The 12,251-nt window shown below is 70.9% G+C and carries 11 protein-coding genes; 2 read left to right on the top strand and 9 right to left on the bottom strand.

The window, feature by feature from the left end; all coding sequences use genetic code 11:
- Nucleotides 1-2 precede the first annotated feature (2 nt).
- The 8 genes from M5C96_RS26130 to M5C96_RS26095 form a co-directional block, all read right to left on the bottom strand.
- Nucleotides 3-776 carry an SDR family NAD(P)-dependent oxidoreductase gene (locus M5C96_RS26130; RefSeq protein WP_272566266.1) on the bottom strand — a complete coding sequence of 258 codons (774 nt, stop codon included), beginning with the start codon at nt 774-776 and terminating at the stop codon, nt 3-5.
- Nucleotides 777-819: 43 nt separating this feature from the next.
- Complete coding sequence (locus M5C96_RS26125; protein ID WP_272566265.1) at nt 820-2,133, bottom strand: FAD-binding oxidoreductase; 1,314 nt, start codon at nt 2,131-2,133, stop codon at nt 820-822.
- Nucleotides 2,127-3,506, bottom strand: a complete 1,380-nt coding sequence (locus tag M5C96_RS26120) for a UbiA family prenyltransferase (RefSeq protein ID WP_272569848.1) — start codon at nt 3,504-3,506, stop codon at nt 2,127-2,129. Before M5C96_RS26120 ends, M5C96_RS26125 begins: the two co-directional genes overlap by 7 nt.
- 279 nt (nt 3,507-3,785) lie before the next feature.
- On the bottom strand, nt 3,786-4,811 hold the full coding sequence (locus M5C96_RS26115) for a YncE family protein (protein ID WP_272566264.1): 1,026 nt from the start codon (nt 4,809-4,811) through the stop codon (nt 3,786-3,788).
- A gap of 81 nt (nt 4,812-4,892) precedes the next feature.
- Nucleotides 4,893-5,822 (bottom strand): dihydrodipicolinate synthase family protein, encoded by a 930-nt coding sequence (locus M5C96_RS26110; protein ID WP_272566263.1) that lies wholly within the window; start codon nt 5,820-5,822, stop codon nt 4,893-4,895.
- Nucleotides 5,823-5,838: 16 nt separating this feature from the next.
- A complete protein-coding gene (locus M5C96_RS26105) occupies nt 5,839-7,011 on the bottom strand; it encodes an L-rhamnonate dehydratase (RefSeq protein WP_272566262.1) in 1,173 nt (390 codons plus the stop codon).
- A gap of 29 nt (nt 7,012-7,040) precedes the next feature.
- Nucleotides 7,041-8,087 carry a 4-hydroxythreonine-4-phosphate dehydrogenase PdxA gene (locus M5C96_RS26100; RefSeq protein WP_272566261.1) on the bottom strand — a complete coding sequence of 349 codons (1,047 nt, stop codon included), beginning with the start codon at nt 8,085-8,087 and terminating at the stop codon, nt 7,041-7,043.
- Between the two features lie 15 nt (nt 8,088-8,102).
- Nucleotides 8,103-9,071, bottom strand: coding sequence for a Bug family tripartite tricarboxylate transporter substrate binding protein (locus M5C96_RS26095; protein WP_272566260.1), 969 nt, complete (start codon nt 9,069-9,071; stop codon nt 8,103-8,105).
- Nucleotides 9,072-9,295: 224 nt separating this feature from the next.
- On the opposite strand from M5C96_RS26095, the gene M5C96_RS26090 reads away from it, so the two are divergent.
- Both M5C96_RS26090 and M5C96_RS26085 read left to right on the top strand, forming a co-directional pair.
- A complete protein-coding gene (locus M5C96_RS26090; RefSeq protein WP_272566259.1) occupies nt 9,296-10,051 on the top strand; it encodes a class I SAM-dependent methyltransferase in 756 nt (251 codons plus the stop codon).
- 105 nt (nt 10,052-10,156) lie between these two features.
- Nucleotides 10,157-11,230 carry a peptidoglycan-binding domain-containing protein gene (locus M5C96_RS26085; RefSeq protein ID WP_272566258.1) on the top strand — a complete coding sequence of 358 codons (1,074 nt, stop codon included), beginning with the start codon at nt 10,157-10,159 and terminating at the stop codon, nt 11,228-11,230.
- 93 nt (nt 11,231-11,323) lie between these two features.
- Here the strand turns inward: M5C96_RS26085 and M5C96_RS26080 are convergent, their stop codons facing one another.
- A complete protein-coding gene (locus M5C96_RS26080) occupies nt 11,324-12,250 on the bottom strand; it encodes a carboxylesterase family protein (protein WP_272566257.1) in 927 nt (308 codons plus the stop codon).
- Nucleotide 12,251 lies beyond the last annotated feature (1 nt).

The raw sequence follows: 12,251 nt of genomic DNA, 5'->3' as shown, positions 1-12,251 counted from the left end.
GGTCAGATGTCCATCTTGTGGAAGACCGCGCGCGGCAGGTTGCGGATCACGGCCATGATGAGCGCCCATTTCGCCGGGGCATAGACCACGGGCGTGCCGCGGGCCATGCCGCGCACCACCGCCTGGGCCACCTGCTCCACGCTGGCGAGCTTGGCGCCGCGCGCCTTGAGGTGCGCCGTCATCGGCGTGTCGGTGGGGCCCGGCTTGATGAGCACCACCTTCACGCCCGAGCCCGCCAGGCGGTGCTGCAGGCCTTCGGCGTAGCGCTCCACCAGGCCCTTGGCGGCGCCGTACACGTAGTTGGATTTGCGGCCGCGGTCGCCGGCCACCGAACCGATGATGCCGATCGTGCCCCGCCCCGCCACCTGCATCGCTCCGGCGAACGCCTCTGCGCACAGCGCGGGTGACAGGCCGTTGACGGCCATGGCCTGCTCGGCGCTGGCCAGATCGCCCTGGCACCGGGCCTGGTCGGGCAGGCTGCCGTGGGCGATGAGCACGGTGTCCGGCACGCCCTGCGCCACCAGGTGCTGCACCAGCGCGGCGATGGAGGCCGCCTGCGTCACGTCGCCGGCCATCACGTCGATGCGGGCCTGGGGCTGGCGCACCTGCAGGTCGTCGGCCACGCCCTGCAGGCGGGCCGCGTCGCGCCCCACGAGCACCACGCGGCCGATGCCGCCGGCCTGCAGCCATTGGCGCGCGCAGTGCTGCGCGATCAGCGAGGTGGCGCCGACGATCACGAGGGTCTGCGGTGCGTTGCTGGCGTTGTTGTTCTGCATGTTGGCGGTGAGTTCGTTCTTGTCTTGGAGAAAAAGCCGCAGGTCAGTCGCCCATCAGGCGCCGCGACATCGCGGACCGGATGTTCGGGTCGCGGTACGGAAGGAATTGGGCGAGCTTCGGGTAGCCGGCCTCGAACAGGGCGCGCGGCATGCGCGCGTCCTTGGCGGGGTAAAGGCGCCCGCCGGCCTCGGCCACGACGGCATCGAGCCGGTCGAACAGCCGCAGCGTGCGCTCGCCGAGGTTGGGAAAGTCGAGCGCCAGCGTGACGCCCGGCTGCGGAAAGCTCAGCAGGCCCACCGATTCGCGGTCGCCGAACGTCTTGAGCACGCCCAGGAAGCTGCCCTGGCCCGACGCGGTGATCTCGCGCAGCAGGGCGCCCACGGCATCGGGGCCGTGCGGGCGGGGCACCACGCACTGGTACTGGTAGAAGCCCCGGCGGCCGTAGATGCGGTTCCATTCCTGCAGGTTGTCCAGCGGGTAGGAGAACGGTTCGTAGTGCTGAAGCGCGCGGCCGGCGCGACGGCGGTTCAGGTGGTAGTACGCCGCGTTGAAGGGGCGCAGGCTCAGGCGGTTGACCAGCGAGACGGGCGGCGCGAACGGCACGGTGCGCTGGCGGTCCTTCGGGGCGGGGCCGTGCTGGGATTCGGGCGCGGCGGCATTGGCGCGCAGGAAGATGCCGCGCGTGGCGCCGGCCCGGGCGCCCGAGAGGCAGTCGATCCACGAGACGGTGTGCTCCCAGCCGGCCTCGGAGGCATCGGCGAGGGCGAAGAACTCGCCCAGCGAGCCGTAGGGCAGGGTTTCGGTGTCCAGCCAGGGGCCGGGCACCCGCCGCAGCCGCAGCGTGGCCTGGGTGACCACGCCGGTCAGGCCCAGGCCGCCCACCGTGGCTGCGAACCAGTCGGGGTGCAGCTGCGGGCCGCAGCGGATCGACAGCCCGTCGGTGCGCAGCAGCCGCAGTTCCTGCACGTGGTCGCCGAAGGAGCCATGTACATGGTGGTTCTTGCCGTGCACGTCGTTGGCGATGGCGCCGCCCACGGTGGCCAGCTGGGTGCCCGGGGTCACGGGCAGCATCCAGCCGCGCGGCACGAAGGTGCGCTGGATGTCGCGCAGCAGCATGCCGGCCTCGCAGGTCAGGTCGCCGGTGGCTTCGTCCCAGGCGATGAAGCGGTCCAGCCCGCGCAGCGACCACAGCGCGCCGCCGGGGTTCAGGCACACGTCGCCGTAGCTGCGGCCCATGCCGAACGCCAGCCCGTGCTGGCCGGGCTCGCGCGGCAGGTGCGCGAGCGGGCGCTCGGCCAGGATGCGCAGATCGTGGTCGTCGGCGCTCAGGCGGCCCCAGGAGCGCACGGCTACCACGGCAGTCCCAGGGCGGCGGCGACCATCGCCAGGCTGAACAGCGCGCCCGCGGCCAGGCTGGCGCGGTCCTTGAAGGCGAAGACCAGCGGGTCGTCATGCATCTGCCCGCGCACCGCGCGCAGCCACATCCAGCTCACCCAGAACACCATCACCGGCACGGCGGCCCAGATCATCTCCGGCGCGCGGTACATCAGCAGCACCGATTCGCTGTTGAGGTACAGCGCCAGCACCACCACGGCCGTGTAGCCGGCGGCGATGCCCAGGTTCTGCACGATGGGTGCGTCCGAGGTGAGGTAGCCGCGCCCGTGCGCCTGCGTCTTGCCCGCGGCCTGCTGCACCATCAGCTCGGCATAGCGCTTGACGAAGGCCAGCGACAGGAAGAGAAAGCCCGAGAACGCCAGCAGCCAAAACGACAGCGGCTGCGTGATGGCGTAGGCGCCCGCCACGATGCGCAGCGTGTAGAGCACCGCCAGCGCGATGCAATCGACCAGCACCCAGCGCTTGAGCGCGAGCGAATACGCCCAGGTGATGGCGAAGTACCCCAGCAGCCAGCCGAAGAACCCCTGGCCCACCTGCCAGGCCAGCGCGAAGCTCGCCGCTGTGAGCACCGGCACCAGGGCCACGCCCTGCCAGGCAGCCAGCGCGCCCGAGGCGAAGGGCCGCAGGCGCTTGCGCGGGTGCCGGCGGTCGCTTTCCAGATCGAGCAGGTCGTTGGCCACGTAGACCGACGAGGCGCACAGGCTGAAGGCCAGGAAGGCCACCAGCAGCAGGCCCCAGGCCTCGCCGTCGGCCACGCGGTGGGCCGCCACCAGCGGCACGAACAGCAGCAGGTTCTTGAGCCACTGGTGCAGTCGCAGGGCCTTGCGCCAGGGCTTGAGGCCCGCGGGCTCGCGGGGAAAGCGTTCGGCCACGTTGCCGTGCGCCTCGGCCCGCCGGGTGACGGCGCCCGAGGCATTGACCACGATGGCCGAGCGCGCGGCCTGCCACACCGGCACGTCCGCCTGCGAGTTGCCGGCATAGTCGAAGCCGCGCTCGCCAAAGGCCTGCACCAGCGCGGCGGCCTTGGCCCGCCCGGCGAGGTTGGTGGCGCCATCGCTGGCCATGACCTGGTCGAAGCACCCCAGGTGGGCGGCGATGGCCTGCGCCACCGAGCAGTCGGAGGCCGTGCACAGCACGGTGCGCCGCCCGGCCGCGTGCTGGTTGCGCAGCCACTGCACGAAAGGCACGTTGTAGGGCAGCGTGGCCACGTCCATCTGCACCCGCTGCCCGATCTCCTGCTTGAGCGCCGCCTTGCCCCGCGCCAGCCACACGGGCAGGGCCAGCGCGCGCCACGGCCCGTCCCGCAGCAGCTGCAGCGACGATTCGTGCAGCATGTCCGTCAGGATGAGCGTGCCGTCCAGGTCCACCACCAGGGGCGGTTCCGAAGACGGGCCCGGGGTGGGCAGGGACGAATCGAGGGGCGGGCGCAAAAGGAACCTTTGGTGGAATGGCGTGATGGGGAGGCGCGGCGCATTGGTAACGCTCTGTGCGCAATGGCAACAGGACATTGTAAAAGCCGCCATCCACACCGCCGGCACCGCCGCCCCGGCGTTACACCCTGCCCGCACGGGTGTGGCGAAGATGCCGCAGCCCGCCCGCCACCCCCGCCGCGCTCAGCCTTGCAGCATGTACGACACGTCCGGTTCGCGCTGCGTGGCGATGAAGCGCTCGAACCGGCGCGATTCCAGGTGGAAGATCCCGACCCGGTCGTTGTCCTGGCTCACGAAGGCCCAGGGCCGGGTGGGATGCAGGCTGACCGCGATGGGGCGCGCGTCCATGGGAATGTGGGCCTGCTCGGCGAGCGTCGCCGGGTCCACGATGGACAGGCTGCGGTCGCCGTAGTGGGACACCAGCAGCCGGCCGTCGCGGCAGCGGTAGATGCGCGTGGGGTCGTTGCGCGCGGGTGCGCTGCGCACGACCTTCATGGTGGCCGTGTCGATGGCGCACAGCGTGTTGCTCCAGCGGCAGGTGACGTACAGCGTGCGCTCGTCCGCGCTGAGCACGTTGCCTTCGGGCTTGTCGCCGGGCACGCAGGCCACGGGCGTGAACGCGGCGTCGTGCGGCCTGAACTGCGTCACCGAGTGCGTGAGCAGGTTCATCGCGTAGGCCGTCTGGCCGTCCCGGGTGAGCGCGAACAGGTGGCTCTTGATGCCGCCCACCGGCACTGCGCGCCGCACGGCGGTGTCGGTCTCGGGCCGGTCCAGCACGGCCAGCTGCGCGCGGTCCTCGCTCAGCACATAGAGGCGGCCCGACTGGTCCATCTGGATGCCGTGCAGGCGGTTGAACGGCGCCAGGTCGATGGTGCGCGCCAGCGTGCGCGTGGCCAGGTCGATCTGCAGCACGCTGGTGCCGCCCGGGCCCGGGTGCCCCGAGGTCTCCACGCCGTAGTGGCCTACGTAGGCGTACCGCTGCGCCGCGTCCACCACGAATTCGTGCGGGAACGGGGGCAGGGCGATGGTGTGCAGCCGCTCGCCGCTGGCGATGTCGTAGTGGCTGATGCAGTGGCTCGATTTCTCGATCAGCAGCAGCACCTCGCGCGGCGCGCGCCCCGCCGGCGCCTGGGCGAGGACCGTGGCCGGCCCCAGGGTGGATGCGGCCAGCGAAAGGCCGGCGGTCTTCAGAAGCTCCCGACGTTGCATGGTATTGGTCTCCCTTGGTGTGGATCGAACGGCGCCCTGGCGGTCGCGCGGCGGGCGCATCGCCGCTTTTCTTGCGCGCTTTCAGCGCCCCCAGCGCAGCACCAGCGGATCGAGCCGCCGCGCGATGCCGATGAGCTGGCGGCGCACCTCGGGGTGCATCGGCGGCCAGGGCGCGCGCGGCGCCTCGCAGGCGATCACGCCGCCTTCCTTCATGAGCGCCTTGGCGGCCAGGAAGCCCGCCTGGCGGTTCTCGTGGTTGATGAGCGGCAGCCAGCGCTGGTAGTGGGCGAAGGCCGCGTCCGCATCGCCCTGGCGGTGCGCCTGGAGGATGGGGCGGATGCCGTCGGCAAAGCCCGCGCCGGTCATGGCGCCGGTGGCGCCGGCCTCCAGGTCGGCCAGCATGGTGATGGCTTCCTCGCCGTCCCACGGGCCTTCGATGGCCTCGCCGCCCAGGGCGATCAGCTCGCGCAGCTTCGTGGCGGCGCCGGCCGTCTCCATCTTGAAGTAGCACACCTGCTCGATCGTCGTCGCCATGTCGGCCAGGAAGGCGGGCGACAGCGGCGTGCCGGCCGCCGGTGCGTCCTGGACCATGATGGGAATGCCGATGGCGTCCGACACGCCCTGGTAGAAGGCGCGCACCGGCGCCTCGCCGAAGCGGAAGGTGGCGCCGTGGTAGGGCGGCATGACCATGACCATCGCCGCGCCCATGTCCTGCGCGCGCCGACTGCGGGCGGCGCAGACGGCGGTGCTGGTGTGCGTGGTGGTGACGATCACCGGCACGCGGCCGGCGACGTGTTCCAGCGCGGTGCGCGTCAGCACCTCGCGTTCGTCGTCCGACAGCAGGAACTGCTCGGAGAAATTGGCCAGGATGCACAGGCCGTCCACGCCCGAGTCGATCATGAAGTCCAGGCAGCGCCTCTGGCTGGCCAGGTCCAGCGTGCCGTCTTCGTGGAACGGGGTGGGCGCGACGGGGAAGATGCCGCGGTAGCGGGGGTTGGAGAGGCCGGGCATGGCGTGTCCTTCGCGTCTATTCCACGATGTCGAACTGGTCGAGGTACTCGGTCTTGAGCGAAAGGCCCAGGCCCGGCACGTCGTCCTGGAGCTGCAGGAAGCCGTTCTCCGCGACGGGCTCGCCGTCGAAGAGGTACCAGAACAGCTCGTTGCCCACCTCCACGTCGAAGATGGGAAAGTACTCCGCCATGGGCGAGGCCAGCGTGCTCATGGTCAGGTGGTAGTTGTGCATCTGGCCCGCGTGCGGAATCACCGGCACGGAATGCGCCTCGCACAGCGCGTTGATCTTGTGCGCGGCGGTGATGCCGCCCACCCGGTTGGTGTCGTACTGCACGACGCTCACGGCTTTTTTGTCGAGCAGCTGCTTGAAGCCGTACAGGCCGAACTCGTGCTCGCCGCCCGAAATGGGGATGATGTTCATCGCGTTCAGTTCGGCATAGCCGTCGATGTCGTCGGCGATCACGGGTTCCTCCAGCCAGCGCGGCTCGAACTTCGCGAGTTTGGGCAGCATGCGCTTGGCGTATTCGAGGTTCCAGCCCATGTAGCACTCGAGCATCAGGTCGGTGTCGTAGCCGATGACCTCGCGGATGGCTTCGACCGACTTCAGGTTCTCCTGCACGCCGTGCTGCAGGTGCGCGGGGCCGTAGCCGAAACGCATCTTGAAGGCCTTGAAGCCCTGGTCGAGGAAGGTTTTCGCCTCGTCCTGCATCGCCTTCAGGTCGGTGCGGTAGAGCTTGCTGTAGTAGCAGGGGATCTTCTCCTTGGTGCGGCCGCCCAGCAGCTTGAACACGGGCTTGTTCACGCTCTTGCCCAGGATGTCCCAGATCGCCAGGTCCACCGCCGAGATGGCGGCCATGGCCACGCCCTTGCGGCCCCACGCATGCGTGCTGCGGTACATGCGCTGCCACAGGTACTCGTAGTCCCACGGGTCGTGCCCGATGACCAGGGGCGCGAGGTACTCGTCGATGATGGCCTTGGCGATCTTCGGCGCCAGTGCCACGTTGCCGAGGCCCACGATGCCGTCGTCGGTCTCGATCTCGACCACTGTCCACGCATGGAAACGGAAGGTGCTCATGCTCTCGGCCGGCGAATACAGCAGGTCCATGGCGTTGGAGCAGAAGTGGCCCTGCGGCGGCACGGTTTGGCCCTTCCACTGGAACACACGGGCGCGGACGGATTGGATTTTCATGGCGGTGTCTCTGAATGGTGGGAAGGGGGTCAGGCGGCGGCCAGCGCCTTGGCGCGCTGCGCGCTGCCCATGCGGCAGGCGATCTGGAAGGCCTGCCAGGTCGCTTCGGCGCTGGCCCGGCCCTGGCCGGCGATGTCGTAGGCCGTGCCGTGCGCGGGCGTGGTGATCGGGATCGGCAGGCCGCCCTGCACCGTGACCCCGCGCGAGAAGCCCAGCAGCTTGATCGCGATCTGGCCCTGGTCGTGGTACATGGTCACGATGGCCTGGTACTCGCCGGCCTGCGCCTTCAGGAAGATGGTGTCGGCCGGAAACGGGCCGTGGAAGGGCGTCGGCGTGGGCCAGTCGCGCGCCTGCAGCGCCTGCACGGCGGGCGCGATGGTGTCGATCTCCTCGCGCCCGCACACGCCGCCGTCGCCGCCGTGCGGGTTGAAGGCGGCAATGGCCACCTTCGGTGCCGCCACGCCGCTGGCGAGCAGCGAGCGGTAGATCAGCTCGGCCGCCTGCTGGATGCGCTCCACGCTCAGGTAGCTCGCCACGTCCTTGAGCGGCACGTGCGAGGAGATGCGCGAGGTCCACAGGTCGCCCAGCGTGTTGAACTCGCAGAAGTAGCCGGTCACGCCCAGGTGCTGCGCGAAGTGGTGCAGCTCGTCCTCGTGCTGCATGCCGCCCATCTTCATGGCCTGCTTGTTCAGCGGCGCAAAGCAGATGGCGTCGATGTCGCCGGCCAGCGCCGCATCCATGCAGCGGTCCAGCACCTGCAGCACCGAGCGGCCCCCGGCCGCCCCGGCGCGGCTGCGCTGCACGTCGGCCGGGGCCACCGTGTCCAGGGCCAGGAAGGCGGGCCGGGCGGTGCCGGCACGGCCCCGCACATCGGCCAGCGCGCCCACGGCATCGGTCGCAACCTGCACGCCGGCGATGCGCTGGCCGTCCTCCCACAGCCAGGGGTCGCCCACCAGCACGGTGTTGGCCCGCTGCGCGGTCTCGGGCCTGGCCAGCAGGCGGGCGATGAGTTCGGGGCCGATGCCGGCGGGGTCGCCGAGCGTGAGGGCCACCACGGGGCGGTCTTGCGTGTTCATGGGCGGCTTGTCCTGCTAGTCGATGCGGATGTTGTTCTTGCGGATGAGGTCGCCGTAGCGCTTGAACTCGGCGTTCTGGAAGGCGATGAACTCGGCCTGCGAGATCGGCTTGAGTTCGGCCCCGACGGCGCCCAGGCGGGTCTGCGTCTCGGGCATGGCCAGCACCTCGTTCACCGCGTCGTGCACCTTCTGCTGCACCGCCTTGGGCGTGGCGGCAGGCATGTAGATGCCGTACCAGGCGCTGATGTCCACCTGCGGCAGGCCGGCCTCGGCCATGGTGGGCACCTGCGGCAGCTGCGGGTTGCGCTGCGGCGTGGTCACGGCCAGGGCGCGCATTTTGGCGGACTTGATCTGGCCCAGCACCGAGGGCATGGTGTCGAAGCTCATCTGCACCTGGCCGCCCACCAGATCGACCAGCGCGGTGCCGCTGCCCTTGTACGGCACGTGCATCAGGTCGATGCCGGCCGCGTCCTTGAACATCTCGGCCGCGATGTGCTGCGTGCTGCCCGCACCGCTGCTGGCGAAGTTGATGGTGCCGGGCGCTTTCTTCGCCAGGGCCACCAGCTCCTTGACCGACTGCGCGGGCAGGGCGTTGGTCACCACCAGCACGTTGGGCACCGCGCCCACGAAGGCCACCGGTACCAGGTCGCGGTTGTTGTCGTAGGCCAGCTTCAAGAGGTGCGGGGCGATGGCGTGCGCGGTGACCACGCCCATCACCATCGTGTGGCCGTCGGTGGACCTGGCGGTGGCATCGGCCGCCAGCGTGTTGGAGGCTCCGGGGCGGTTTTCCACCACCGTGGGCTGCTTGAGCAGCGGGCTCAGCCGGTCGGCCACGGCGCGGGCCATGGCGTCGGTGCCGCCGCCCGGGGCCGAGCCCACCAAGATGCGGACAGGCCGGGTCGGCCATTCCTGGGCGCTGGCGCCCAGGGGGATGAGGACGGCGGCGGCCAGGGCCAGGCCGGGCAGGGGGATGCGGCACCACATGGTTTGTCTCCTGTTGTATGCATGCCCATGGACCGGGCATTGAGGGGCATCCTAGGGCGCGGCCTGCGGGCCGTAAATTGAAATGAAATGATGGATTGATACCCATTGGTTATCGTTTTAGGTCGCGTCTGGATGCCACCGGAATGGGGGGCCTGCGGTTGAACGCCCCGCGCCCGGCTCACTAAACTCGGCGCTGCTCCCTCCCCACCGGATTCCCACCCTCCATGCACCGACTGCCCTGGCCCCTGCCCGCCCTCCTGGCCTGGGCCGCCGCATGGCTGGCGTACCTGGGCCTGCAGGGCCGGGCGGCGCCGGTAGTGGCGCTGATCGCGGCCTGCGCCGTGGGCACCGCAGCCAGCGTGCTGGGCACGGGCTGGTGGCGCCGCGGGCTGATCGCGGCGGGGTTTCCGCTGTCGCTGGCGCTGTCCGGCGCGGCCAGCGTGCCGGCCTGGGCCTGGCTGGTGCCGCTCGCGCTGCTGCTGCTGGTGTACCCGCTCAATGCCTGGCGCGATGCACCCCTGTTTCCCACGCCGCACGATGCGCTGCTCAGCCTGGCCCGCGCGGTGGCGCTGCCGGCGGGCGCGCGGGTGCTGGACGCCGGCTGCGGCCTGGGCGACGGCCTGCTCGCCCTGCGCCGCGCCTATCCGCAGGCGCGGCTGGCGGGCGTGGAATGGAGCTGGCCGCTGCGACTGCTGTGCGCGCTGCGTTGCCCGTGGGCCGAGGTGCGTCGGGGCGACCTGTGGCGCGCCGACTGGAGCGGCTGCACGATGGTGTATTTGTTCCAGCGCCCCGAGAGCATGGCCCGCGCCTTGGCCAAGGCGCAGGCGGAAATGGCGCCGGGCACCTGGCTGGTCAGCCTGGCGTTTGAGGTGCCGGGGGCCACGCCGCATGCCCGCCTGCCGCCGGACGGCGGGCATGCGGTGTGGATCTACCGCATGGGGCCCGCGCCGGTGGCCAGCCGACCGGCCGCGGCGCTATGATCCGTCGCCGCCCCTGGCAGGCCGGGCGTTCCGGCCGACGCCCTTGCTCGCGCCCTTTCGCCGCAAGGTGGCGTCTCCACCCTTTTCCCTGAGAGGTACCCTCCAATGTCCAAGAAGACCTTGCCACTGCTGGCCGCCGCCTGTGCCGCCGTCCTGTTGACGGGCTGCGAAACCACCAACATGAAAATGGGCAGCGCCGAGTCCAAGACGGTCGCCACCGGCGCGGCCGCTGGCGGTGCCACGGCCAACGAAAGCAGCGACCTGCAAAAGTGCGCTTCGCCCCTGGGCACCGTGTCGCTGGTGGAAAACCAGCAGGCCGGCTGGTACACCATCCTGCGCAACGAATACCGCCTGCCGCCCACGGCCAACCTGCTGCGCCTGCTGATCCAGCAATCGAACTGCTTCATCGTGGTGGAGCGCAGCGCCTCGGGCATGACGGCCATGGACCGCGAGCGCGCGCTCATGCAGTCCGGCGAAATGCGCGGCGGCAGCAACTTCGGCAAGGGACAGATGGTCGCCTCCGATTACGGCCTGTCGCCCGAGATCGTGTTCTCCAACAGCGATGCCGGCGGCATTGGCGGCGTGCTGGGCGGGCTCATCGGCGGCGGCAGCGGCCGGGCCATCGGCGCTCTGGGCGGCGGGCTCAAGACGCGCGAGGCCAGCGCCATGCTGACCCTGGTGGACAACCGCTCGGGCGTGCAGATCTCGGCCTCCGAGGGCAGCGCTTCCAAGAGCGATTTCGCCGGCTTCGGCAGCCTGTTCGGCGGCTCGGCCGGCGGCTCGCTGGGCGGCTACCAGAACACGGCGCAGGGCAAGGTGCTCACCGCCGCGTTCATGGACGCGTACAACCAGATGGTCGTGGCGCTGCGCAACTACAAGGCGCAAAGCGTGCAGGGCCAGGGCCTGGGCGGCGGCGGCCGCCTGGGCGTGGACGGCGGTGCCGCACCGTCGCAGACCCGTGCCGGCGTTCCCACGCCCGCCGGGGCCCCGGCCGGCGCCCCTGCCATGTCGGTGCGCGAGGCGCAGGAGCGCCTGAACGCCCTGGGCTACAACGTGGGCACGCCCGATGGCGCTGCCGGCGCCCGCACGGCCACCGCGCTGCGCAACTTCCAAAAATCGAAGGGCCTGCCGATCACGGGCCGCGTGGACGCCGCCACGGCCGACGCGCTCTCGCGCTGAGGCCAAAAGCGCGAAGGGGACCGCAGGCCCGCGCCTGCCCATCCCCTTTTGCGCGGCGCCGGGCCTGGCCCCGGCGCCGCCATGCCACCCCGGTCACTGCCCCCCGATGGGCGCCACCGTGTTCCACAGCGCGGTGCAGTGGGCCGCCGAATCGATGGACGATGCCGGGAGGCTGCTGGGGCCGCCCGCGGTGCTCCATTGCGCAAGCGAGGAGGACAGGCCGGCATAGGGCGTCCAGGCCGTCGGCAGCTGGGCGCCGCTGGCGGCCACCGGCGTCCATGGCGCCGGGCTGGCGGGGCTGTTCACGAAGCTTGCCCAGGCGGCGGCCATGGTCTGGGCCAGGGCCTGGTCGGCGGGCGGTGGCGGCTGGCTGCCCCGGGTGTACACCGCGTAGGCCGTTCCCAGGGTGTTGAACACGTAGGGCAGCTCGTTGCCGTGGCAGACGTTGCCGTTCTTGCCCGGTGCGCAGGCCGCGACTTCCGTGGGCGGCTTGCCGGCGCTGTAGAGGTCGATCAGCGGCGGCTGGGCGAACAGGTAGCCGAAGGCCGGCAGCGCGGGGCTCGCTTGCGCGTTGCGGGCGGCCGCCCGGTTCGCCATGGCCAGGTTGCCGCAGCGGAACGCGAAGTCGTTGATCACGCCGGACAGCGTCGCCGCCGTGCCGTTCATGTAGCTCGGCGCGGGCCGGGTGGGCGCGCGGTACGGGAAGACCGGCTGGCCCTGCACCGTGGTGCTGTAGCCCAGGATCGCCTTGGCGTCGTCCGGCCAGACCTTCGGCACCAGCCCCTCGTTGAAGACCACGGGATTGAGAACCACCCCCAGCTTCAGGAAGGCCATGTTGGCGAAGACGGCGCCCTCGTCGCGGTTCACGCCGAAGACGAAGGGCTTGGGCGGCATCGAGGCCGTGGCGGACACCGCGTTGTAGCCGGCCAGGGGCTGGCCCACGATGACTTTGCCGTCCACGGTGGGCGACCACGGCAGGCCATCGTTGACCTGGGGCGACGCCTGGGCCAGAAGCCCCACC

It is taken from the genome of Acidovorax sp. GBBC 1281, from assembly GCF_028473645.1.
Taxonomy (GTDB): domain Bacteria; phylum Pseudomonadota; class Gammaproteobacteria; order Burkholderiales; family Burkholderiaceae_C; genus Paracidovorax.
Note: the sequence above shows the minus strand (reverse complement) of the source record. Positions and strands in the feature narration are given on the sequence as shown.

Bases quoted from the DNA above. Each gene is read 5' to 3' on its own strand.
- M5C96_RS26095 (WP_272566260.1), bottom strand. From the start codon at position 9,071: ATGTGGTGCCGCATCCCCCTGCCCGGCCTGGCCCTGGCCGCCGCCGTC.
- M5C96_RS26100 (WP_272566261.1), bottom strand. From the start codon at position 8,087: ATGAACACGCAAGACCGCCCCGTGGTGGCCCTCACGCTCGGCGACCCC.
- M5C96_RS26115 (WP_272566264.1), bottom strand. From the start codon at position 4,811: ATGCAACGTCGGGAGCTTCTGAAGACCGCCGGCCTTTCGCTGGCCGCA.
- M5C96_RS26120 (WP_272569848.1), bottom strand. From the start codon at position 3,506: ATGCTGCACGAATCGTCGCTGCAGCTGCTGCGGGACGGGCCGTGGCGC.
- M5C96_RS26090 (WP_272566259.1), top strand. From the start codon at position 9,296: ATGCACCGACTGCCCTGGCCCCTGCCCGCCCTCCTGGCCTGGGCCGCC.
- M5C96_RS26130 (WP_272566266.1), bottom strand. From the start codon at position 776: ATGCAGAACAACAACGCCAGCAACGCACCGCAGACCCTCGTGATCGTC.
- M5C96_RS26110 (WP_272566263.1), bottom strand. From the start codon at position 5,822: ATGCCCGGCCTCTCCAACCCCCGCTACCGCGGCATCTTCCCCGTCGCG.
- M5C96_RS26105 (WP_272566262.1), bottom strand. From the start codon at position 7,011: ATGAAAATCCAATCCGTCCGCGCCCGTGTGTTCCAGTGGAAGGGCCAA.
- M5C96_RS26085 (WP_272566258.1), top strand. From the start codon at position 10,157: ATGTCCAAGAAGACCTTGCCACTGCTGGCCGCCGCCTGTGCCGCCGTC.